Source organism: Synechococcus sp. MU1648 (assembly GCF_023630615.1).
Taxonomy (GTDB): domain Bacteria; phylum Cyanobacteriota; class Cyanobacteriia; order PCC-6307; family Cyanobiaceae; genus Parasynechococcus.
In genome coordinates, this window is sequence record NZ_JAKUHI010000006.1 from 83,468 (window position 1) to 101,882 (window position 18,415).

Annotated in this window: 34 protein-coding genes; 12 read left to right on the forward strand and 22 right to left on the reverse strand. The window is 57.3% G+C overall.

The window, feature by feature from the left end:
* On the forward strand, positions 1 to 357 hold the full coding sequence (locus tag NCN06_RS08245) for a DUF2605 family protein (RefSeq protein ID WP_226398462.1): 357 nt from the start codon (positions 1 to 3) through the stop codon (positions 355 to 357).
* On the opposite strand, the gene NCN06_RS08250 is transcribed toward NCN06_RS08245, so the two are convergent.
* The 5 genes from NCN06_RS08250 to NCN06_RS08270 form a co-directional block, all read right to left on the reverse strand.
* A complete protein-coding gene (locus NCN06_RS08250; protein ID WP_226398503.1) occupies positions 342 to 935 on the reverse strand; it encodes a glycoside hydrolase family 24 protein in 594 nt (197 codons plus the stop codon). The two genes, NCN06_RS08245 and NCN06_RS08250, sit on opposite strands and share 16 nt — an antisense overlap.
* A 312-nt stretch (positions 936 to 1,247) precedes the next feature.
* A complete protein-coding gene (trpS, locus tag NCN06_RS08255) occupies positions 1,248 to 2,261 on the reverse strand; it encodes a tryptophan--tRNA ligase (RefSeq protein ID WP_226398463.1) in 1,014 nt (337 codons plus the stop codon).
* A 3-nt stretch (positions 2,262 to 2,264) separates the two neighbouring features.
* Positions 2,265 to 2,879, reverse strand: a complete 615-nt coding sequence (locus tag NCN06_RS08260) for a DUF8668 family protein (protein ID WP_250398852.1) — start codon at positions 2,877 to 2,879, stop codon at positions 2,265 to 2,267.
* Positions 2,880 to 2,895: 16 nt separating this feature from the next.
* Positions 2,896 to 3,423: a hypothetical protein gene (locus NCN06_RS08265; protein WP_226398465.1), complete on the reverse strand. Its 528-nt coding sequence runs from the start codon at positions 3,421 to 3,423 to the stop codon at positions 2,896 to 2,898.
* A complete protein-coding gene (locus tag NCN06_RS08270) occupies positions 3,416 to 4,342 on the reverse strand; it encodes a cation diffusion facilitator family transporter (protein WP_226398466.1) in 927 nt (308 codons plus the stop codon). Before NCN06_RS08270 ends, NCN06_RS08265 begins: the two co-directional genes overlap by 8 nt.
* 145 nt (positions 4,343 to 4,487) lie before the next feature.
* Between NCN06_RS08270 and NCN06_RS08275 the strand changes: the two genes are divergently transcribed.
* Entirely contained in the window at positions 4,488 to 5,768 is a 1,281-nt protein-coding gene (locus NCN06_RS08275; RefSeq protein WP_226398467.1) for a YcjF family protein, read from the forward strand.
* Between the two features lie 143 nt (positions 5,769 to 5,911).
* On the forward strand, positions 5,912 to 6,988 hold the full coding sequence (psbA, locus tag NCN06_RS08280; RefSeq protein ID WP_166016669.1) for a photosystem II q(b) protein: 1,077 nt from the start codon (positions 5,912 to 5,914) through the stop codon (positions 6,986 to 6,988).
* Positions 6,989 to 7,102: 114 nt separating this feature from the next.
* On the opposite strand, the gene NCN06_RS08285 is transcribed toward psbA, so the two are convergent.
* A complete protein-coding gene (locus tag NCN06_RS08285) occupies positions 7,103 to 7,279 on the reverse strand; it encodes a galactose oxidase (RefSeq protein ID WP_226406685.1) in 177 nt (58 codons plus the stop codon).
* Between the two features lie 169 nt (positions 7,280 to 7,448).
* Between NCN06_RS08285 and NCN06_RS08290 the strand changes: the two genes are divergently transcribed.
* Both NCN06_RS08290 and NCN06_RS12860 read left to right on the forward strand, forming a co-directional pair.
* On the forward strand, positions 7,449 to 7,646 hold the full coding sequence (locus NCN06_RS08290) for a hypothetical protein (protein ID WP_115023495.1): 198 nt from the start codon (positions 7,449 to 7,451) through the stop codon (positions 7,644 to 7,646).
* An 85-nt stretch (positions 7,647 to 7,731) separates the two neighbouring features.
* Positions 7,732 to 7,887, forward strand: coding sequence for a DUF8642 family protein (locus NCN06_RS12860; RefSeq protein WP_226398470.1), 156 nt, complete (start codon positions 7,732 to 7,734; stop codon positions 7,885 to 7,887).
* Positions 7,888 to 8,055: 168 nt separating this feature from the next.
* Here NCN06_RS12860 and NCN06_RS08295 read toward each other — a convergent pair whose 3' ends face one another.
* The 8 genes from NCN06_RS08295 to NCN06_RS08325 form a co-directional block, all read right to left on the reverse strand.
* Positions 8,056 to 8,502 (reverse strand): hemagglutinin, encoded by a 447-nt coding sequence (locus NCN06_RS08295; protein WP_350223188.1) that lies wholly within the window; start codon positions 8,500 to 8,502, stop codon positions 8,056 to 8,058.
* A gap of 109 nt (positions 8,503 to 8,611) precedes the next feature.
* On the reverse strand, positions 8,612 to 9,013 hold the full coding sequence (locus NCN06_RS08300) for an OsmC family protein (protein WP_115023493.1): 402 nt from the start codon (positions 9,011 to 9,013) through the stop codon (positions 8,612 to 8,614).
* A gap of 17 nt (positions 9,014 to 9,030) precedes the next feature.
* Positions 9,031 to 9,213: a PM-15 family protein gene (locus NCN06_RS08305; RefSeq protein ID WP_115024262.1), complete on the reverse strand. Its 183-nt coding sequence runs from the start codon at positions 9,211 to 9,213 to the stop codon at positions 9,031 to 9,033.
* A 57-nt stretch (positions 9,214 to 9,270) separates the two neighbouring features.
* Complete coding sequence (locus NCN06_RS08310) at positions 9,271 to 9,813, reverse strand: ATP-binding protein (RefSeq protein ID WP_226398472.1); 543 nt, start codon at positions 9,811 to 9,813, stop codon at positions 9,271 to 9,273.
* Entirely contained in the window at positions 9,806 to 10,240 is a 435-nt protein-coding gene (locus NCN06_RS08315) for a nuclear transport factor 2 family protein (protein WP_226398473.1), read from the reverse strand. The genes NCN06_RS08310 and NCN06_RS08315 overlap by 8 nt, the downstream gene beginning before the upstream one ends.
* 14 nt (positions 10,241 to 10,254) lie before the next feature.
* Positions 10,255 to 11,154 (reverse strand): DUF481 domain-containing protein, encoded by a 900-nt coding sequence (locus NCN06_RS08320; protein WP_226398474.1) that lies wholly within the window; start codon positions 11,152 to 11,154, stop codon positions 10,255 to 10,257.
* Positions 11,155 to 11,158: 4 nt separating this feature from the next.
* Positions 11,159 to 11,284 (reverse strand): hypothetical protein, encoded by a 126-nt coding sequence (locus NCN06_RS12785; protein WP_255453056.1) that lies wholly within the window; start codon positions 11,282 to 11,284, stop codon positions 11,159 to 11,161.
* A gap of 80 nt (positions 11,285 to 11,364) precedes the next feature.
* A complete protein-coding gene (locus NCN06_RS08325; protein ID WP_115024260.1) occupies positions 11,365 to 11,634 on the reverse strand; it encodes a hypothetical protein in 270 nt (89 codons plus the stop codon).
* 96 nt (positions 11,635 to 11,730) lie between these two features.
* Between NCN06_RS08325 and NCN06_RS08330 the strand changes: the two genes are divergently transcribed.
* On the forward strand, positions 11,731 to 11,955 hold the full coding sequence (locus NCN06_RS08330) for a hypothetical protein (RefSeq protein ID WP_115023489.1): 225 nt from the start codon (positions 11,731 to 11,733) through the stop codon (positions 11,953 to 11,955).
* Here the strand turns inward: NCN06_RS08330 and NCN06_RS08335 are convergent.
* Together NCN06_RS08335 and NCN06_RS08340 are read right to left on the reverse strand one after the other, a co-directional pair.
* Positions 11,938 to 12,708, reverse strand: coding sequence for a sulfite exporter TauE/SafE family protein (locus NCN06_RS08335; protein WP_226406693.1), 771 nt, complete (start codon positions 12,706 to 12,708; stop codon positions 11,938 to 11,940). The genes NCN06_RS08330 and NCN06_RS08335 overlap by 18 nt on opposite strands.
* Before the next feature lie 34 nt (positions 12,709 to 12,742).
* Positions 12,743 to 13,240, reverse strand: coding sequence for a hypothetical protein (locus tag NCN06_RS08340; protein WP_115023487.1), 498 nt, complete (start codon positions 13,238 to 13,240; stop codon positions 12,743 to 12,745).
* A gap of 77 nt (positions 13,241 to 13,317) precedes the next feature.
* Between NCN06_RS08340 and NCN06_RS08345 the strand changes: the two genes are divergently transcribed.
* Complete coding sequence (locus tag NCN06_RS08345; protein WP_170951140.1) at positions 13,318 to 13,488, forward strand: PM-15 family protein; 171 nt, start codon at positions 13,318 to 13,320, stop codon at positions 13,486 to 13,488.
* Positions 13,489 to 13,636: 148 nt separating this feature from the next.
* Here NCN06_RS08345 and NCN06_RS08350 read toward each other — a convergent pair whose 3' ends face one another.
* Positions 13,637 to 13,795: a hypothetical protein gene (locus tag NCN06_RS08350; protein ID WP_226398476.1), complete on the reverse strand. Its 159-nt coding sequence runs from the start codon at positions 13,793 to 13,795 to the stop codon at positions 13,637 to 13,639.
* Positions 13,796 to 13,983: 188 nt separating this feature from the next.
* Here NCN06_RS08350 and NCN06_RS08355 point away from each other — a divergent pair, with 188 nt between their 5' ends.
* The 4 genes from NCN06_RS08355 to NCN06_RS12865 all read left to right on the forward strand — a co-directional run bounded on the left by NCN06_RS08355 (position 13,984) and on the right by NCN06_RS12865 (position 15,272).
* Positions 13,984 to 14,202, forward strand: coding sequence for a CP12 domain-containing protein (locus NCN06_RS08355; protein ID WP_115024259.1), 219 nt, complete (start codon positions 13,984 to 13,986; stop codon positions 14,200 to 14,202).
* A gap of 110 nt (positions 14,203 to 14,312) precedes the next feature.
* Positions 14,313 to 14,810, forward strand: coding sequence for a DoxX family protein (locus NCN06_RS08360; RefSeq protein WP_226398477.1), 498 nt, complete (start codon positions 14,313 to 14,315; stop codon positions 14,808 to 14,810).
* A gap of 108 nt (positions 14,811 to 14,918) precedes the next feature.
* Positions 14,919 to 15,074: a hypothetical protein gene (locus tag NCN06_RS08365; RefSeq protein WP_170951142.1), complete on the forward strand. Its 156-nt coding sequence runs from the start codon at positions 14,919 to 14,921 to the stop codon at positions 15,072 to 15,074.
* A gap of 6 nt (positions 15,075 to 15,080) precedes the next feature.
* Entirely contained in the window at positions 15,081 to 15,272 is a 192-nt protein-coding gene (locus NCN06_RS12865; RefSeq protein ID WP_502988832.1) for a DUF8681 family protein, read from the forward strand.
* Between the two features lie 282 nt (positions 15,273 to 15,554).
* Here NCN06_RS12865 and NCN06_RS08370 read toward each other — a convergent pair whose 3' ends face one another.
* From NCN06_RS08370 to rpsU, 3 genes are all read right to left on the reverse strand, one after another.
* Positions 15,555 to 15,974, reverse strand: a complete 420-nt coding sequence (locus NCN06_RS08370; protein WP_250398854.1) for a hypothetical protein — start codon at positions 15,972 to 15,974, stop codon at positions 15,555 to 15,557.
* A 252-nt stretch (positions 15,975 to 16,226) separates the two neighbouring features.
* The gene (locus NCN06_RS08375; protein WP_226398479.1) at positions 16,227 to 16,466 is read right to left on the reverse strand and encodes a hypothetical protein; all 240 of its coding nucleotides are present in this window, start codon (positions 16,464 to 16,466) and stop codon (positions 16,227 to 16,229) included.
* Between the two features lie 215 nt (positions 16,467 to 16,681).
* Complete coding sequence (gene rpsU, locus NCN06_RS08380; RefSeq protein WP_009790002.1) at positions 16,682 to 16,858, reverse strand: 30S ribosomal protein S21; 177 nt, start codon at positions 16,856 to 16,858, stop codon at positions 16,682 to 16,684.
* A gap of 259 nt (positions 16,859 to 17,117) precedes the next feature.
* Here rpsU and NCN06_RS08385 point away from each other — a divergent pair, with 259 nt between their 5' ends.
* Positions 17,118 to 17,273, forward strand: coding sequence for a hypothetical protein (locus NCN06_RS08385; RefSeq protein WP_166016653.1), 156 nt, complete (start codon positions 17,118 to 17,120; stop codon positions 17,271 to 17,273).
* A gap of 12 nt (positions 17,274 to 17,285) precedes the next feature.
* Here the strand turns inward: NCN06_RS08385 and NCN06_RS08390 are convergent, their stop codons facing one another.
* Together NCN06_RS08390 and NCN06_RS08395 are read right to left on the reverse strand one after the other, a co-directional pair.
* Positions 17,286 to 17,603 (reverse strand): hypothetical protein, encoded by a 318-nt coding sequence (locus NCN06_RS08390; protein WP_115023476.1) that lies wholly within the window; start codon positions 17,601 to 17,603, stop codon positions 17,286 to 17,288.
* A gap of 311 nt (positions 17,604 to 17,914) precedes the next feature.
* Positions 17,915 to 18,412 carry an early protein (E6) gene (locus NCN06_RS08395; RefSeq protein WP_226398481.1) on the reverse strand — a complete coding sequence of 166 codons (498 nt, stop codon included), beginning with the start codon at positions 18,410 to 18,412 and terminating at the stop codon, positions 17,915 to 17,917.
* Between the last annotated feature and the right edge of the window lie 3 nt (positions 18,413 to 18,415).

The window sequence follows — 18,415 nt, forward strand, 5'->3', positions numbered from 1 at the left end:
ATGGGCGAGACCCGAGGGCATCACGTGGGCGAGTCAACCAATCGGGACGCTGGTGCTCTGCTGGATGAACTGCTGGCTTCCCTTCTCGATGACTTCGAGCACTGGTTTCAGCGCGGGGAGGAGCTTCTCCAGGCCTGCCCGGATGCGGTGATGTCGCTCAAGGAGCGTCAGGGCATGGAGCGGCGACTGCGGGACGGCAAGAAGGCGATTGCAGCCACACGTGCCCTCGTGGCTGCCTCAACACAGCCCATGGCCGTTTCCATGGAGGTCATGAACCCGTGGCACGGTTTGGTCACGGAGGTGTGGGCCCTGGCCGCGAAGCTGGGTTCCTCCCGTTCTCCTCAGGCACCCAGCTGACTTCTCAGCTGGCGCAGGTTGCTGCTGTAAAAGCTTGCCAGCTCCTGATGACTCTTCACCGGTTGCCCGTAGGCGGAGTGACCGGCTTTGGTTGGGAAGGATGCCCATTCGGGTGCCAGCTTTGCCATGGCGTCCTTGGTAAGACCCTGCCGATCAATCTCATCGAGAGCACCCCTTCGCTCCGCGAGATGCAGTGCGGCCTGATCCTGGTGCCTGGGTTCGAAGCTGGACAGCCTGAGTTCCTGGGCGACACCTTTCCAGGTCTTGGGCAGGAACTGATAAGCACCCGCAGCGGCGCTGGTGTAGCGCTTCACGATCACCCGCTCTGGATGACGGGAGAGGTCCTGGAACTGACCTCCCCCGTACATGATTTGGTAGCCCTTGTCTTCACCGTCTTTCCAGGTGCCTTCGGCGTAGCGGATGGTGTTGAGCAGTGCGCGTCGCTCAGGCGTCAACTCGTAGCGACCTCCCTCGTTACCTGACGACAGGGAGGCGCGACTGCTGTCGCTGTCGTCGATATCTGTCAGGAGATCTTGGGGGCTTTGGGGGGGCTGTGATGCTCCTGCGCAAAGAACCATTCCTGCGCTCAGCGCTGCACCGACCAGAGGTCGGCTCCAACGAGAGGTTTTGTTGAACGCAGCAAAAAGATGACGCACGCAGGACAATCAGGTGGACGGTCAGAGTGCTGGCCCACGACGCCTCTGCGCGAGATCGGCTCCTGAGGGGTTGACATGGTGGTATCGCTGTGTCTACGCAAGTGAGAGCGTCCTGAGAGTCTTCCGGGACTCATTGCTGTCGCTGCGATTGTTTCCGTCAAATCTCTTGGGGTATGGGGCGAGGCCTTGTCCCTTGTATTGATAAGAGCAGCTGATGGTTGTCTTTGGTCGTTATCAGGCTCGTCGGGCAAAGCCCAGGGCCTCTCGAACCCGCTCCAACGTGGCGTTGGCCACGGTTTCGGCTTTTTCGCGTCCCGTGCTCAGCACCTGGTCGAGCTCCGCGGGGTCGCTCATCAGCTCGCGATAGCGCACCTGGATGGGCTCCAGGGCGTTCACTGTGGCTTCGGCCAGCATCGGTTTGAACTGCCCCCATCCCATCTCGGCGCATTCGCTGGCGGCCTGCTCCCTTCCCTTGCCGCTGAGGATCGCGTAAAGCCCCAAGAGGTTGTCAGTTTCTGGTCGATCCGGGTTGTCGAATTCAAGTCCCCGCAGGGGGTCGGTTTTGGCGCGTTTGATCTTTTTGGTGATTAGCTCTGGAGGGTCCAGCAGCGTGATGCGACTTCCCTCATTCGGATCGCTCTTGCTCATCTTGCTGCGACCATCAGTGAGGCTCATGACCCGAGCGCCCTCCTTGAGGATCAGCGGTTTCGGAACCTTGAGTACGGGCGTTTCCTTGTCACCGAAACGGGCATTGATGCGCTGCTGAGCGATGTCACGCGCCAGTTCTAAGTGCTGCTTTTGGTCTTCACCGACGGGCACAAGGTCAGCGTCATAGAGAAGGATGTCGGCGGCCATCAGCACCGGGTAGTCCAGCAGACCCACGGAAACGTTGTCCCCTTGCTTCACCGCCTTTTCCTTGAACTGGATCATCCGTTCCAGCCAATTGAGCGGTGTGACGCAATTCAGGAGCCAGCAGAGTTCGCTGTGGGCTGCCACCTGGCTCTGCACAAACACCGAGCAGCGCTTGGGGTCCATGCCGCAGGCCAGATACAGCGCAGCCGTGGAGCGAGTGTCCTCAGCCAGACGGCTGGGGTCATGGGGAACGGTGATGGCGTGGAGATCCACCACACAGACAAAGGTGTCGTGGCTCTCCTGCAGGTCAACCCAGTTGCGGATGGCACCAAGCCAATTGCCGAGATGCAGCGCTCCTGTCGGTTGCACCCCGGAAAGAACCCTTGGCCGGCTCATCAATCAGTCCTCTGTCGTTTGGGTTTTGGTCTCGTCCGTCGACACCTCTAAGGCCGATCCATCCGCAACGGGGGCCGAACTGGTGGCGTCGATTGGGGCCGCTTCAGATTCCACTACCGACTCCACCACCGGCTCCACCGCCGATTCCGCTACGGGTTCAGCCTTTGCTTCGGGTTGGGGTTTGGCAGGGCGAGCAAACGGGTTCGGACGGGAACCCCTGCTGCTGCGCTCGTCGTCGAACCGGCGACCGCGGCCACCTCCATCACGACCACCTCCATCACGACCACCTCCATCACGACCACCGCCATCACGACCACCGCCATCGCGGCGGCCACTTCGGGCGGGCTGATTGCGTTGTTGCTCGATCAGAGCGTCGAGTTGGCCGTCCTCCAACATCTGCCCCAGGCTGCGGACCGCGAAACCAAGGACCGCAACGGTGGAACGGAGATTGAAGGCCTCTTGTAGCGCCCTTGCCGAGCGCATTTCGTTGTCGCTCAGACGAATCCGAAAGCCTCCGCCTTCGCGGCCGCCGGCACGGTTGCCACGACTGCGCTGGCCGTCACGGCCGCCGTCTCCCTGTCCCGCCTGATGTTGGGGATCGCTGTAGGAATCACTCATGGCCCATGGCCTGGAATCAGGCGCAAGTGTGACGCATCACCGGGGTGTTTTCGGTGATCCAGAGCAGCTGGTGGCATTCAACGCTGTTCTTTCGAGCGAGCACCAGCATCGGAACAGCCGTGATCCCCCGTTCGATCCGCTCGCGGTAGCTGCTCACCAGTTGTCGGTACCGCTGGGCCGTCCATCCGTGGATGGCCGTGTCCCGGCTGCTCCAATACTCCCGGAGAGCTCTCTGGCAGTCCTCCATGCCGAAGTCATGCCAGCAGCTCTGCTGGGCCAAGAGTGGATCCATCCCCTGCTGAAGCAGGCGCCTGTAATGCACCAGTTCCGGGGCTTCATCACGCCCGTCCGGGGTAAGTAGGCGATGCAGCTCCGTGAGGGGAGTTCTGGACAGCCTCAGCCAGCAGCGTTCCTGCAGCAAAACTGGCAGTTGCCAAGACCAGCCATCGGCGCGGCCGACTTCGTCGAGTACGTCGATCAGGCCCCTCTGTTGACGCTCTGTCAGCCCGGCGAGCGGCGTCACTTCGGTGTCGGCTTCAGCCATGGGCTCCGGTGTAGGTGATCCAGTCCTCCACGTAGTCCTTTGGTTCCAAATGGATGGTGCACCGCACCGGGCCGAAGGTTTCCTCCAAGCGCTCCTCCACCTGCTCAGTGATCTGGTGCGCCTTGGTGAGATCGTCGGCATCGACAACCATATGCATTTCGATGAAGATCTGCTGACCCAGCACGCCGCGGCTGGCGATGTCGTGGCAATTCATCACCCCGGCGGTGGACATCGCTTCGGCGTAGATGGCTTCGGGGGCAATCGCCATGTGGTCCACCAGCCAGGGCAAGGTGCTGCGCAACACCTGCGAGCAGACACGGATCAGCAGCAGAGCCATGGGGATCGCCAAAGCAACGTCGAGCCAGCTCACCTGCAGCCATACCGCCCCTGCCATGCCCACTAGCACCACCACGGTGGTCCAGACGTCACTCGCCGCATGCTGGGCATCCGCCTTGAGCAGGTTGCTGTTGAGTCGCCGACCTTCCCGCAGCTCATACCCTGCAAGCAGGAGATTGAACCCCAGCACAAGGGTGAGCAGCACAAGCTCCTGGCCCGTGACACGAATGGGTGGCAGCCCCTCCAGGAGCCGCTCCCCTGAACGCATGAGGATTTCGATGGCTGTGAACAGGATGAAACCTGCGATTCCAAGGGCTCCGACCGCCTCGTATTTGCGATGTCCATAGGGATGATCGCGATCCGGCCGTGGATCGGAGAGCTTGTTCGTGACCAGTCCCGTGAGGCTGGAGAGGGCATCGGTGGCGCTGTGCATGGCATCCGCGATCACCGCCAGGGATCCACTCATGACCCCCACCAGAAGCTTCAGAAGCGACATGGTGATGTTCAGGCCCAGAGCCACCATGAGAACCCTGCGCACCCCCTTGCGGTTGTCGACCATCGGGTTGGGATGACTGTGTGTCATGGCTGAACCCGTCTTCTTCCCAAGTTATGGAGAAGTCTTCCCTCTGACCTGAAGTCCTGGTTTCAGGAGTTGGGTTGAGCTAAGAAGGGCCACTGCTACAACAGACTCTCTGTTGAAATTCCCGGCTTCATTGCCAGATCTGGTGATGCCACCAACGTCGCTGCTGCGGCCGCTGGCCGTGGCCGGAGCTGGGCTGCTTGCTGGACACTGGCTGATCAGTGATGTCATGCATGTTCCCGGCGGAGGACTGGGCCTCCTGGCTGCTGGTGGCGTGGTGATCTGGCTCGGCCGCAAGCCCAGCAAACCGCGGTTCGCAGCACCGGTGTCTCTGGATGGATGGATTTCTCGCTGCCAGGAGGTGCTGGATCAGTTCGCACGTTTTGAGCAGCAACCATCCGCGGATCTAGCCCGACGCGCTGAATTGAAGTTGGTGGTGGAGCGCAGCGGTCCTGTGCGTATGGCCATGGTCGCCCTGGGGAACCATCAGGGACCAAACGAAGAAGACCTCAGCCGATCTCTTGCAGGCTCGGTGTCTTTGAGCCTGTCGTTGTGCCATCCCTTGATCACTGAGGGCAGCCGCTGTTGGCCTCGTGGGCTGGTGGATCAGGACCTGATTCTGTTCACCCTGGGCACTCCATTGCTGGCTTCAGACCTGCTTTGGCTTCAGCAGTTGCCGGATGATCAACCCGCCTGGCTGCTTGTGACTCCCGAGGGTCAGGAATCGTCGCCTGATGCCATCTCTGCTCTCCTCGCTGATCTCCCCGATCGCTGGCGTGAGCGAATTCTGGTTCGGGATCCTTCGATGTCGCTTCGGGCTGCTTTAGGGCCTTTGCGCCGTTTGCTGAAACAGGCGGCTTCCGAGACGCGGCCGCGGCTTTTGGCTGATCTTCACCGGCGCTGGCAGCGCGACTTGGAGTCGCTCCGGCGTGAGCGCTTTCTGCAGATCCAGCAACGCACCCAATGGGTGGTTGCCGGTTCTGTGTTGGCATCCCCAGTCCCAAGCCTTGATCTTCTTGCCGTCGCGGTGGCCAACGGATTGATGATCAAGGAGATGGGAGAGATCTGGGGAACGTCGCTGCAGCCAGAGGTGCTCAGGGAAGCGGCGGCGCAGCTGGCGCGTGTGGCGCTGGCCCAGGGCGTGGTGGAGTGGACCGGACAAACCTTGCTGGGTCTGGCCAAGTTGGATGGGGGGAGCTGGCTCATCGCTGGAGCGATGCAAGCCCTCAGTGCGGCCTATCTCACCCGCGTGGTGGGACGTTCCATGGCGGATTGGCTGGCGGTCAATGCGGGCGTGGATGAGCTGGATCTTGTGGCGTTGAAGCAGCAGGCCCCGTTGCTCGTGGCCCAGGCCGCTGAGCAGGAGCGGCTGAACTGGAACGGCTTCGTTCAGCAATCACGCGATTGGCTGCTTCATTCAACTTCATGAATGCTTCATGAAGTGCTTAATGAAGATTGATTGAGACCTGATTCTGATTGTTTAAATCTCATGTAACGGAAGGTTCCGTCCATAGGCTTGGTCCACCTATCCCTTTTTTTCTGGGGAGAGGTTCATTCGTCTTCTTTTCTTCTATGTCCACCGCAATTCGCAGCGGACGCCAGAGCAATTGGGAAGCCTTTTGTCAGTGGGTTACCGACACCAACAACCGCATTTACGTGGGTTGGTTCGGCGTACTGATGATTCCCTGCCTCTTGGCGGCCACCATCTGCTTCACCATTGCGTTTATCGCAGCACCCCCTGTCGATATCGATGGCATCCGTGAGCCTGTCGCTGGCTCCCTGATCTACGGCAACAACATCATCTCCGGTGCTGTTGTTCCTTCTTCAAACGCCATCGGCCTGCACTTCTACCCCATCTGGGAAGCTGCTTCCCTCGATGAGTGGCTGTACAACGGCGGCCCATATCAGTTGGTTTGCTTCCACTTCCTCATCGGCATTTCCGCCTATATGGGACGTCAGTGGGAACTCTCCTACCGCCTGGGCATGCGCCCCTGGATCTGCGTCGCCTACAGCGCTCCGCTGTCTGCCGCGATGGCCGTTTTCCTGGTCTACCCCTTCGGTCAGGGCTCCTTCTCTGACGGCATGCCCCTCGGCATCTCTGGCACCTTCAACTTCATGTTGGTGTTCCAGGCCGAGCACAACATCCTGATGCACCCCTTCCACATGTTGGGCGTCGCAGGTGTCTTCGGCGGCAGCTTGTTCTCCGCCATGCACGGCTCCCTGGTGACCTCCTCCTTGGTGCGTGAAACCACCGAGAGCGAGTCCCAGAACTACGGCTACAAGTTTGGCCAAGAGGAAGAGACCTACAACATCGTGGCTGCCCACGGTTACTTCGGTCGCCTGATCTTCCAATACGCCTCCTTCAACAACAGCCGTAGCCTTCACTTCTTCCTGGGTGCTTGGCCTGTTGTCGGCATCTGGTTCACGTCCATGGGCGTGTCAACCATGGCCTTCAACCTGAACGGTTTCAACTTCAACCAGTCCATCCTGGATAGTCAGGGCCGTGTCCTGAACACCTGGGCCGACATGATCAACCGTGCCGGCCTCGGCATGGAAGTGATGCACGAGCGCAACGCTCACAACTTCCCCCTCGACCTGGCTGCTGTTGAGTCCACTCCTGTGGCTCTGCAGGCTCCTGCCATCGGTTGATCTGGAATCAACCTGTTCCTACTGGAACAGACCAAACGATTCAGATCAACTGAATCGGAAAGCCCCCTCTCACGAGGGGGCTTTTGTTTCTCACTGTGGGGGATTTGAAGCGAATTAGGCCCCCTCTGGGCACCAGCCGATCTCCTTCTCCAGTCGCTGCATCCACTGGTGGCAGCGGTGATCAAGATGTGCTCCCTGGGGGAGCAATTGTTGATGGCGTGCGCAGACCGGCTGAGTGACTCCTGCCTCGGCAAGGGTGTGCTGAAAGTGCTGGCAGGTGAGGCACACCATGAGAGATCGACTGGGCCGTAGCTGCCCAGCGCCCATCGGTGGCCAAGTCCCAGCAAGGGGTACGTTCAAGGACTCCATAGCCATGATTGTAGTAATTATGTACTACTCCCTAGGTTTCTCGCTGTCAACGATTTGGCCATGGTGAGCCGGCGTTAGGGAGAATGTGGATATGAGTGAGTCCCGCGCCACGCTCCAGTTCGATCTGGATCTCGAGGCTGTTCGCCTGCTCCATCGCTCGGTGAGCTTTCATCTCGAGAAATGGCCTGGGGGGCCGGATCCAAGGGAGCAGGAGGCACTGCAGACGATGAAGACCTTGCTCACGGCAGCATTGCTGGAGTTCAGCCTCGATCAGGACGGCCAGCGCTAAAACCCGCCTCCTTCACTCGTCTTCATGGAAGCTGTGACAGAGATCCATCGGCGACCTACAACTCCTTCAGTCGGTTGAGAGCGCCATGGAGCAACAGCAGGCTGGAACCTGGGATTCTGTTGAGGCATGCCTTGAGTGCATCACCACCTGCTCGGTGGATGATGGCGAGTGCGTGACCACTTGCGTTCGGACACATCTCGGTGACGAGGAAGAACTCTGGACCAGCAGTCTTTGTCTCTGAGCTGTCACTCTGAGTTGTCACCGTGGGTTGGTTGATCGCAATTGCAATCGTCTTATTGCTGTCTTTGCTGGGATGGCGCTGGAATCAGCTGGAGTGTGCAGCGGATAACGCCATCAGCGACCGATTGGTGAAGCGCATTCGTCGTCATTCACGACGACGGAAACACCATCACTGAGATCCGTGATCTCTGCAGATGTGCCCATCTTTCCAGCTCCAGATCCATGGAACCGTTGCTTTTGCTTTCCGGAGATCCTCTTGTGCTTGAAGTCGTATGGGGATGAATTCCGTTCTGTAATCAAATTCGCGATCACGCATGGACTGGTTCAGAACCAGACTGCCGTCGATGCTGGAAACTGAGCGGTGGTAGGTCCCGATCGGGATTTGGAGAGCACCCATCGCGCGGATCAAATGAATGATGTGATGGGGGTGGTCCCAGGCTGGATTGAGCAGCGTGAAGGTCCGAGCCCCTTCCAACACCAGGTTGTTGTCCACCTGATGACGGTGGACGTAGTACTGCTCTGAGCCGTCTTGATCGGGGGGGGACGTGGCGGCGCCATGGTGGGCGACCACGTCGGTGCCATTGCTCCCAGGGACCCCAGCATCAAAGAAGGTCACCGATGGAGTCTCTCGGAAGATATGAATCGGTATGAAGTGAAGTCTCACCGTTCCTCCTCTTGCTCTTCTTATCTCCGCTTTAAACCCGTCTTTGGATCGATGCGGATGATCAGCACCAGATCAAATCAATCGTCATGGATGGCTCAAGATTGCGTTTCACAGGGCAGTCATTCACAACACGTTTGAACAACTGAACCTGCTCCTCTGACAACCCTATCGGCAGGGTGATGCTGACCCGAAGTGTCTCGATCCTGCGGGGCCCCGATTGGCTCATGATTTTTTCCACCGATGCTTCTGCATCAGTAACCGTCCAATTTCGGCGTTTGGCCGTGATTCCCATCACGGTCAAGATGCAGGTGCCAAGAGCGGTGGCCAACAAATCTGTTGGTGAAAAGCTTTCACCACGTCCGTCGTGATCAGGCGGTGCATCGGTGTGCAATGCCACGCCTGAGGGCCCATGTTCTGCTGAGCAGTGCAGATCGCCGGTGTAGCGGCAGGAAATGCGCGTCATCAGGGCACTGCCTTTGTTCAGGCCGCCGGCATGCGGCAACCCAGCTGAATCGTGCCTTCGTCGATGAGTCGGCCGAGTCGCTGCGCGACGGCTTCCTCGGTTCGCGTGAATTGATCTTGTCGGTCGGTCACCCACGCCATTTCACCGTTGGTGATCACGCCGGTGGACATGGCTTCCAGAAACAGTTCTCCGAGAGTCATGGCACTGATGCTGTTCAAATCACGTTGATGGGACTCAAAGGGGCGTGCATGACCTGCTTACCTTTCTTCATGGCCAAGAATGGTTTGAAGTGCTCGATTGATCTGTTCTTTGTGGTCTGAGCTGGCGGGATTGAGGCGAATCAAACTTGAGAATCCCTCTCTCTTGTCGGGTCGATCAGCACGGCTGGTCAGCGTTCGGTGCATCGCATGAATCACCTGTTCCGGCACCATTCGTTCACGGGACCGGTTCCAGACAAGGCAGCGGTCCAGCGGTGTCTGTAGCCACCAGCCGATCCACTTCAGGCGCCTCACCCCTAGATCTCTGTGCATCAACCGTTGGCGCCAGCTGAGTTGCGCATGGGTGGCATCCAAAAGCACGTTCTCGCCAGCAGCCAGGGCGCTGTCGATGGCTTCATGGAGGAGGGGTTCGAGTTCAGGCCAGGGACCTTGAACGTTTGCGTCCCCCCAAAGCTGTTTCCTCAGCGCGTCGTTGGAGATCACCCTTGCACCGAGCAATGGAGCGAGGATCGCGGCGAGGGTGGACTTTCCACTGCCGGGGGGACCGATCAACAGATGCCCCTGCTGTGCTGCTTCAGGCAACGAACCGTTTGTACAGCCATCGCACCAGCCCACCAATCACAGGAACAGGAGCGAATGTGGGACCGACGAAATCGAAATAATCACGATGATCCCCGATCTTTCCATCTGGATTGAAGCTGAGTCGGGTTGCGCCGGGATAGATGAATTCAATCCCTTTGATTTTTAGGCCCATGCGCCATTCAACGAAGGCTGTTTCTCCGCTCACCGCCACCGTTTCTGTTTCCAGGAAAACGTCATCACAGCGCTGCATCAGACCTTCCTGGGCAAGGATGTAAGCGTCAATTCCCTGCCGTTCCTGGGTTGGATCGGTGAAGTGAACGTCGTCGGCGTAAACAGCCTTCCATTGTGCAGCTGTGGGGCCGGGTGTTCCGTAGGGCTTGGTGAACAGGGCACGGATCTGTTCTGCGTCCAGCGGCGGTTGAAGCATGGGTGGTGTTGTCATCAGAAGTCGGCGCCCACCTGAGCTGTGATGGTGTTGTTCACCTGTGGAGTGCTCATGCTTTGGTAAATCGATTGAACCCGCAATGTTGTGAACAACTTGCTGTTCACGGCGGGGTAGTAACGGACCTCAGCGGTAAGGGTGTTGCCTGGTTGAATCTCGTTCGCCCAGACCGTTGTGAATTGGTTTTGAAGTCCAAACTTCAGCGTTGGCAAGGGTTTCCAGCTGAGATCTGCGGTGAGCGTTGCGCCGCCGTAGGTGTTGCCGCAAAACGTGTCGCTGGGACAGGTGATGCCTCCTCCGCTCCACTGCACCGAAGGACCGATGGACACGGTGAAATCAGTTGTTTCTGACTTCATCAGTGGGAAAGCCACACCGATGTTTCCCAGAACGGTGTTCACCCCGGAATCATTGGTGCCGTTGTACTGGTAACTGCTCAAAGCAAACAAATCGAGGTTGGATCCGATTGGTTTGTCGTATCGGAGTTCCGCAGATCCCTTCTCTGTATCGATGGAGAGTGCCTCCCCCGAATCCTTCGACTTGCTTGCATTGAAACTGCCACTCAACGACAGCTTCTGCTGTTCATCTATGTAGCGGGTTTTTCCGGTGAAGCTGATCGACATGGAGCTGTCGCCGTCCTTCTCATTGCCGATCAGACCCGCGGACACAGAGCTTGTCCAGAGGGGCTTGGTTTCGGCCGGTCGGAGTTGTTCTGCGGTGAGTTCCAACCGCCCCAACTGGGGGTGGTTGAGCACCGTCGTTCCATCCTCTGAGTTCCGCTCAATCAGTTCCCCGTGAAGACTGTCGCCGTTGCGCAGGGTCAACGTGACGGTTTCGGCCCAGCTCAGGCTGGGGAGCATGCCGAGGGACAGCAGTCCAGCGGTGGCGAGAAAACGGTGCATGGCGTCAGTTGAAAAAACCTTTGGACTGCAGCCAAAGGCCGACGGCGAGCAGTGGCCCGAAGCCGGCGATCAAAACTGTGATCTTCAGCCGCAGTGGTGACACCTGCGGGTCGTTCTGGCGAAGAGCCATGGCTTGGAACAAAGGTCGATGAACTTAGACGGTGCGCTACGTCAGTGCCTGTTCCCATGACGACCGACGTGATCTCCGCTTCAGAGCTCGTACTCCTCTTCAAATTGTTGGATCAGCCCCTTGTAAAGCGCGAGCAGGCCTTCTGTTTCTTCGCAGAATCCGTCGGTGGTGTACTTAGCGATGAGATTCACCACGGCGCTTCGGATCTGCGTGAAGGCGCCGAGGTACTCAGCCTGGATGTCTTCATTCCGGATGTCGTTGATCAGCGCGCCCACTAGCTCAATTTTTCGCTTGGCAGCGGCCATTTCCGCTTCCATGTCCTTGTTGAGCTTGCGGCGTTTCTTCGGCATCCCCTCAATCGGATCAATCACCGACATTACGGGAGCCGCCGGCCCTCCTTGTTCAACCAGCTTCCCTTAGCGTTGAGAGGATTAACCCCTGGGCTTGTGGATCGGACCTTTCGTGGCGTTGCTTATGTGTCCGTCTGGGTGGTGATTTGGGGAACTGTGGCGTCCCTGATGGACTGGATGCTGCTGACGGGTGAGGTCTATGAAACAGCCAGTGCTGGTCAGGCGGTGACGTTCATTGCCTACGGGGCTGCAACGGTGGTACTGGCAACGCGATTCTCTGGGCGTTTCCTTGAGGGCTCCGATTCAGAGACAGCGGATTAGAAGAGATCCCCCCATCAGCAGCGCCAAGATTTCGAAGGATCGTTTGACCAGACGACTACCTTTCACAAGTGAGTAGTGGGCGCCCAGAAAGCCTCCGATGAGTGACCCGAGAACCAGTGCTGGCAGCCAGTCCCAGCGGATCTCTCCGCTCAAACCCAGCACCAGCGCTCCCATCCCATTCCATCCCAACCCCACCAAAACCAGCGTGTGGGCTACGGCTCTCGCGTAGCTCAGTCCGAACCAGCGCACCAGCCAAAGGGTGACAAACAAACCTGTCCCGGAGGTCAGCGAACCGTTGAGGATTCCAATAATGAACAGTCCGCAGGCTCCGACTCCGACGGTGCTGGCAGTCAGGGGGCGGGGCTCGTCCATCGTTCCCAGATCTGGTTTCCGCGCCGAGTAAACCCCCAGCCCCAGCGTCAGCAGACCGAGGCTTGCGGTGGCCGCTTGATCTGGCAGGGCAAGAACCATGCTGGCGCCCAAGCAGACCCCCGGTAAACCGGCACCGAGCACCACTGCAGAGCGTTTGAGGTCAAGACTGCTGGCTCGCCAGTGACGCCCCGTCGCTCCGAGCCCCAGAGCAACGCTGGCAACCTTATGAGTGGCCAGTGCCATGGCAAATGGAAGGCCAAGAAGGATGAGCGCTGGGAGTTGAACCAGTCCAGCGCCACCGCCCGCTAGTGCTGATAGGCCATTGGCTCCAATGGCAATACCCAAGAGGGCGATTTGGGTTAGCAGTTCGGAAACACTCATGCCTGCTTGGCTTGGCGCATCGCGATAGGCCTGTTCAATCTCGTGTCAGGAAGGCAATGGGCACCGAAAACGTGATGATGCGATGGGGCTCCCCAGGGAGAACGGCGACGCAGGCCACCTCTCGGTCAGCGTGGGCCTCACGAGACTGCACGACGAAGGCCGTGGCGTCTTCGATGCTCCACATTGGGGCATCACCGCTACGGCGTTCATCCCTGTAAGCCTGCCAAACCTCTGCGAAAGCCTCTCCCTCCTCTCCGTTCTTCATTTCGGTGAGAGCTTGTTCCAAGCCCACGTCTTCAAAACGCTCGAACAGCTGCACCATCAAAGGGTGAGCAATGGTGGATGAGGCCTTCAACGTCGAGTTGATCGTGCCGATTGCACTCACGATCAGTTTCGGTTTGGTGCGTCTTGCATCGATCACTCCGACAGGCAGGCTCAGATCCCAGCTTGGATGTCCGCTGACGGCACAGGCCAGATCAAACAGTCCCACGCTGCATTGCTTGATCAGGTTCTGAATGGTCTGCCGATCCATAGTTCTGTCGTTCGCGGCCCGATTCGCCGTTTGCACTCCAGTGTTGCCAGGATGGCCTTCGAATGGTGACGTTGAGGATGTCCCTGGTTCAGATTTACCTTGATGCTGTCACCCACCAGGTGATCACCACCGAAGAGCTTGCTTACGTTTCGGGCAATCAGGATGGCTTTGATCGCACTGAGTTGAAGCTCACAGCGCGACTCGAACATCTGATTGGTGTTGGCAATATCAGTATTGGAACGCGCTAGCTAGCCAAACAAAATCCGCTGCAGTCGATTAAGCAATTGCCGAATCGTTCTTTTTTCACGACTGAAAATCATTCGGCCATGTGACAACATCGCTCAGCTCACCCGATTTCAGCATCTGATAGGCGGGAAAAGATGCGGAGTCAAGCCTTCAAGGGAGTGCCACAACACCCGACCATGTCTGGAGAACATCGGGTGCCCCCTGGGTCAGGGCCGATACGGCGCTAGCCGAACCAATCCCGATGCCGAGAACAACCCCTATGGCAAAGACAAGAAGTCCTGTCAGAACACTGCGATCGGAAAACGACATGCACTGGATGATCAGCCTCCCTGACTTTCCTTCGGGGAGCGTCAGATGGCTACCGCGATGTCACAGGACGTGATGGGTTCTTGGGAGGATCTGTTGTGTGCTTTCGACCACAAAGGTAGATCTACCGACTGATCGAAATGGGTCGTCTTCGCTAACAACCCAATGTCAGCCAGATGACGGACCAAGTCATGAAAACGATTGACGAGCACATTCAGAAGGATCAAGAGGAGTTCCTCAAGGCCCTGTCTGATCACAACGACGGCAAAGTGCGTCATCTCACGGAAGAGCTGCAGTGGCTGTTGGATCACAAAAAGGAATTCCCCGATGATCCCCATGACCCCTCTCCCCTGGAACTGTTCTGTGAGCAGAATCCCGATGAGCCCGAGTGCCTGGTCTATGACGACTGAGTCGCCCAGGCGAGCTGAGTAGAAGTACTCATCAGTAGCCCGCCACTTGGCGCGGACCCGCACTGCAACACACAACTTATTTAAGTTGTGTGTAGTCGACTAGCTCTGCAGTGATTCGCGCCATCCTTTCCCGTCCCATTGCAGGCGACCTTGGTCTGCTTGTCCTCCGGGTGTTCACGGGGGCTCTGCTGATTCACCACGGCTACGAGAAGCTCGCCAATATCGAAAATTTTGCCGATGCATTCGTTCGTCCGTTGCATCTGCCCTTTCCGATCTTGCTCTCCTACGTCGCGGCGTTCTCGGAGGTGATCGGAAGCTGGTTGCTGATCACAGGATTGTTGACGCGGATGGGGGCATTGGCGGTTGCAGGAACCATCTCCGTCGCCATCTATCACGCCATCGTCACAGCAGGCTTCAACATCTATCTCCTCGAGCTCCTGGGGCTGTACTTCGCAGCAGCTGTTGCCGTGTTGGCCTGTGGCCCTGGTGTGTTCTCCATTGATGAGCTCATTGCTCGTCGTCTAGAGCCAGACATGGAGTTTTCCGCTGAGCTGAATGAAGGCTTCGCCAAGAGCGGTGTTCTTGAAGAAGCAGTTGTCGGACGCTGAACACCTCGTTTGATCGTTTGACCTAGCCCCGCCTTGCGGGGCTTTTTTGTTGGCTGGCTACGGTTTGGGGTGAAGAGGCGTCAGAATCGAAAGAGTTGGTTCAACGCGATGAAAGAGGTCAGTCTGTTGGAGATGATTGGTCGTTCATTGGCCAAGGTTGCTGCCGGCGCTGGTGTCGCAGCAGTATTGATCTGGCTGACTTACGTGCTGCTGGATTTTGGACATATGCAGTCTGGCTTCACCCTGCCTCAATCCAGTTATTGAGCAAGGATGGAGTGGAATGATTTCGCGACACCCTTTCTGATCATCTCCTCTCTCCTGATTGCACTGCAGATCAGTTGGATTGGAGTCATGCTGAGACAAAGACGTCGCAGACGCTTAGGGGAACCACTCAGTTCCACGGCTTTTCGCCGTGAACTTGAGAGGATCTTTTACCAACTGAGTGAACACCCTGAAACATGAAACAGCTGCCTGGCCAACGGGGAATAAACATGCCTCGTTGGCTGAAAACCGGCCTTGCCGCAACGATCACTCTGGTGAGCACTATTTGGCTGCTTTCGCTACTTCCTTTTTTATTGCTTGCGGCGTTAGTTTTGTCAATTTTGCTTATCCCTATCACCCGACGACTCCGACGAGACATGGAAGAAGCTGGATTCAGTGTTGATGGATCGTTAAAGAGAGAACATCGACGTGATGTCAACATCACTCCCTGGCATCGCCAACTCCGAAATGTTTGGAGAGACGTCAGCTCCGGAAAAGGTCTTTAGCCATCGAACGATAACGACCAAGAGAACTTCCTCCCCGTCTGGCACGTGTTGATAAACGTTGCCCTGGAAGAAGATGCAGAGGGGCGTAATTCACGAGTTTCGGTTCTGAACGCTCTTTCTGTTCAGCTGCCAACACTTCGGCAATGGCTTCAGCAGTGGTCGGTGTAAGTGTTGGGTTTTGCGAAACCGCTTCCACCTTGATTGGCTTGATTTCAACAGGCGAGGTGTCACCTTGTCCGGTCAGTTTGGTTGAGCCGAGGGGCCATAGAAAGACAAGACTCAGCAGAAGAGCGACTGCGGCAGTCAGGGTGCCAGTGAGTCCAAACGCCAGGCCCTGAAAATTCCAAAGCAGCCCCGAACAAGCCATGCCAAGGGTTCCGATGGTGGCGAGGATCAAGCCGAGGAGTGAAGCCTGAGGTGCTCTGACTTTGAGCGGCTGCGTGTCTTCGCTGGCTGCAACGGGTAGGACTCTCGGTTCAGGCCTCAGCAATACAAAGCTGATCCCCAAAAACACCAACGATGTCACGGTGCTGCCGAGCCCCAAAGTGCGACCCTGAAAATTCCAAAGCAGACCTCCACCGGCCAGGCCTGAAACACCGAGTGTTGCCAGAGCAAGACCACTGAAGAAGGGAAGACGATTACGCATGACTCAGTTGCTCCGGTTCTGGATGGCGGCGTAGGCAATGGCTCCGCCGCTGATCACTGTCAAAACTCCAGCGCTCAACAGGAAGCCCACCAACATGGCGAATCCCAGAAAAGAGCCCAGAAGAGACATTTTGATTCGAAGCAGTTTTGACTTCATCAGCAACACCAACAGCAAGACGATGGTGGACTTCAGGCCGGCAATTTTTGCTGCACTGATGGGACAAAATGGGTTGAACAACACCATCGGGTGGTTTTTGTCGGTCTAAAGCGTTGATTAAGTCTGGCGAAAACAGAGACGTACCGTGACATTCCGCCCATAGGAGACGTGCGGTTCAAGCAGTACACAAGCCTTGGACGTTTCTGGTGAAACCGATTCCCTCGGCGGTGTCTGTTAGGGGCAATTGATGGCTCATAAAAAACGGGCCCTGGGGCCCGTTTTGTCTAATCGAGATTGCCGGATCAGCGGCGGCGGTTGCGGGAGCGTTGCTTCAGCTTGCGCTTGTACTTCTCAACGGGGGTTTCGTGGTGACGGATCCGACGCAGATCAGAAAAGATGCCGGCTTTGGCGACGGAGCGTTTGAAGCGACGCAACGCGGATTCAATACCTTCGTTCTCGCCGACTGTGACCTGACTCATCCGTTCCCCGAAAGAGAGCAATAAACATCGACTTTAACAGCCATCCCCCCCCTGCCAGGCGTGACAAGCCTTGGCGAGTCAGCTCGAAACGCGCTCAGCAATTCAGCAGTGGCTCAACGGTCTGATGCCCCGCTTCGGCTTTAAGACCTATGGACTGCTTTGCTGCCTGCATCCTTTTGCGTGACGCTTGTTGAAGAGATGGTGGCGCTTCCACGCTTCTGCTTTGGGATAGGTCCATCACCTTCAGCAGGTCTTCGTCTTGAGCATCACGCACTGCCCCCTGTGCATTGGCCTGGCTGTTCTATCGGCAGTTCGATTCCTTGCCCATTGCGTCATGGCGGTTCAACTCGAACGCAGCACAGCAGGAGAGTCCACCCATCCCGCCATGCTTCTGGGGACCGTGTTTGAGATTTGAAGGAAGGCTCCTTCAGGGATCTTTGGGATCGATCAGCTGGAGATAGGCCATGTCAGACCTTTGTAGAGCTTCGTCGTCATGGGGTGCCTCACCGCTGAAGAGGAGTTGAAGGATGCGACCACGATCCATGTCACGGTCGACCACCTCTTGCCACAAGCGTGAGGTGAGTTCAGGATCACGCCATTCGAGCTGGGCATCGATCAGGGCTCGGGTCATGGCGAAGTAGCTCTGCCGATCATTGCGGAGCCGGTCTTCGGAAATGCTCTGTTGAACCGGCGGCTTCAGCAGGCTGCGGATTCTTTCCGAGGCGGCTCTAAGCATCTTTGGCATCTTCGTCTTGCGACTTAGCTCAGTCTGATTCGGCCCTCACGGCTGACAACAGAGTGAAATGCCTATGACGGCAGATAATTGAGTATTTGAACTCACCCCAGCGGAACGGTAGCGCTGATGACTTTTTGTAAAGTAAACCCAGTTATGTTGAGTCGACCTCTCTAAAGCCCGTGGAAATACTTGTGCTTGCAGCCGTATTTGTCCCTTTTTCTGCACTCGTTATGAATGCATTTTCTGGTGACTCTGAAGACGATTTCGACTTTCTTTAATGGAATCCAAACTCCTAGCATTATTGGCATTCGGTGCCGCAATTATGACCCTGTGGGCCTGGTTGATGGCGAATTTGCCGCAGATGGCGTCTGACCAGAACAAGCCAAGCAGCCGCCGTTGATGCGATAAGGCGCCAAGTGTCCACGAAGGCAGGTGGTTCCGCGAAAAAAGAGTTTTTTCCCTTGCTCTCGAGCATGAGCATCAGTGAGGGGCAGCTTCAGCCAGCGCTCGGGAACTTGTCCTGCCAATTTCGATCTGGCCTCAACAGCTGCTTCGCGGCGTTCTTTTTCCTCACGATCGTTTTTGCGATAAACCCCTTCAATCTGGAGTTCTCTCGCACAACGCTCGCAAGCGTTCACGGTGGGTTTGCGACGCGCTGTGTTGAGCGACAATTTGTCGCTGGGTACCTCTCGCTCCGCTCCACAGCTGCAGCGGCACCACCAGTAAACGTTCCCTGCTTTGGTTCGACGTTCGGAAGCGCGCACGACAGTGAGCTTGCCGTAAACCTCGCCAATGCGGTCGCGTGGGCTGGAAGGCATCGT

Bases quoted from the DNA above. Each gene is read 5' to 3' on its own strand.
- NCN06_RS08245 (WP_226398462.1), top strand. From the start codon at position 1: ATGGGCGAGACCCGAGGGCATCACGTGGGCGAGTCAACCAATCGGGAC.
- NCN06_RS08250 (WP_226398503.1), bottom strand. From the start codon at position 935: ATGGTTCTTTGCGCAGGAGCATCACAGCCCCCCCAAAGCCCCCAAGAT.
- trpS (WP_226398463.1), bottom strand. From the start codon at position 2,261: ATGAGCCGGCCAAGGGTTCTTTCCGGGGTGCAACCGACAGGAGCGCTG.
- NCN06_RS08260 (WP_250398852.1), bottom strand. From the start codon at position 2,879: ATGAGTGATTCCTACAGCGATCCCCAACATCAGGCGGGACAGGGAGAC.
- NCN06_RS08265 (WP_226398465.1), bottom strand. From the start codon at position 3,423: ATGGCTGAAGCCGACACCGAAGTGACGCCGCTCGCCGGGCTGACAGAG.
- NCN06_RS08270 (WP_226398466.1), bottom strand. From the start codon at position 4,342: ATGACACACAGTCATCCCAACCCGATGGTCGACAACCGCAAGGGGGTG.
- NCN06_RS08275 (WP_226398467.1), top strand. From the start codon at position 4,488: ATGCCACCAACGTCGCTGCTGCGGCCGCTGGCCGTGGCCGGAGCTGGG.
- psbA (WP_166016669.1), top strand. From the start codon at position 5,912: ATGTCCACCGCAATTCGCAGCGGACGCCAGAGCAATTGGGAAGCCTTT.
- NCN06_RS08285 (WP_226406685.1), bottom strand. From the start codon at position 7,279: ATGGTGTGCCTCACCTGCCAGCACTTTCAGCACACCCTTGCCGAGGCA.
- NCN06_RS08290 (WP_115023495.1), top strand. From the start codon at position 7,449: ATGAGTGAGTCCCGCGCCACGCTCCAGTTCGATCTGGATCTCGAGGCT.
- NCN06_RS12860 (WP_226398470.1), top strand. From the start codon at position 7,732: ATGGAGCAACAGCAGGCTGGAACCTGGGATTCTGTTGAGGCATGCCTT.
- NCN06_RS08300 (WP_115023493.1), bottom strand. From the start codon at position 9,013: ATGACGCGCATTTCCTGCCGCTACACCGGCGATCTGCACTGCTCAGCA.
- NCN06_RS08305 (WP_115024262.1), bottom strand. From the start codon at position 9,213: ATGACTCTCGGAGAACTGTTTCTGGAAGCCATGTCCACCGGCGTGATC.
- NCN06_RS08315 (WP_226398473.1), bottom strand. From the start codon at position 10,240: ATGCTTCAACCGCCGCTGGACGCAGAACAGATCCGTGCCCTGTTCACC.
- NCN06_RS08320 (WP_226398474.1), bottom strand. From the start codon at position 11,154: ATGCACCGTTTTCTCGCCACCGCTGGACTGCTGTCCCTCGGCATGCTC.
- NCN06_RS12785 (WP_255453056.1), bottom strand. From the start codon at position 11,284: ATGGCTCTTCGCCAGAACGACCCGCAGGTGTCACCACTGCGGCTGAAG.
- NCN06_RS08325 (WP_115024260.1), bottom strand. From the start codon at position 11,634: ATGCCGAAGAAACGCCGCAAGCTCAACAAGGACATGGAAGCGGAAATG.
- NCN06_RS08335 (WP_226406693.1), bottom strand. From the start codon at position 12,708: ATGAGTGTTTCCGAACTGCTAACCCAAATCGCCCTCTTGGGTATTGCC.
- NCN06_RS08340 (WP_115023487.1), bottom strand. From the start codon at position 13,240: ATGGATCGGCAGACCATTCAGAACCTGATCAAGCAATGCAGCGTGGGA.
- NCN06_RS08345 (WP_170951140.1), top strand. From the start codon at position 13,318: ATGTCCCTGGTTCAGATTTACCTTGATGCTGTCACCCACCAGGTGATC.
- NCN06_RS08350 (WP_226398476.1), bottom strand. From the start codon at position 13,795: ATGTCGTTTTCCGATCGCAGTGTTCTGACAGGACTTCTTGTCTTTGCC.
- NCN06_RS08355 (WP_115024259.1), top strand. From the start codon at position 13,984: ATGAAAACGATTGACGAGCACATTCAGAAGGATCAAGAGGAGTTCCTC.
- NCN06_RS08365 (WP_170951142.1), top strand. From the start codon at position 14,919: ATGAAAGAGGTCAGTCTGTTGGAGATGATTGGTCGTTCATTGGCCAAG.
- NCN06_RS12865 (WP_502988832.1), top strand. From the start codon at position 15,081: ATGGAGTGGAATGATTTCGCGACACCCTTTCTGATCATCTCCTCTCTC.
- NCN06_RS08375 (WP_226398479.1), bottom strand. From the start codon at position 16,466: ATGGTGTTGTTCAACCCATTTTGTCCCATCAGTGCAGCAAAAATTGCC.
- rpsU (WP_009790002.1), bottom strand. From the start codon at position 16,858: ATGAGTCAGGTCACAGTCGGCGAGAACGAAGGTATTGAATCCGCGTTG.
- NCN06_RS08390 (WP_115023476.1), bottom strand. From the start codon at position 17,603: ATGCCAAAGATGCTTAGAGCCGCCTCGGAAAGAATCCGCAGCCTGCTG.
- NCN06_RS08395 (WP_226398481.1), bottom strand. From the start codon at position 18,412: ATGCCTTCCAGCCCACGCGACCGCATTGGCGAGGTTTACGGCAAGCTC.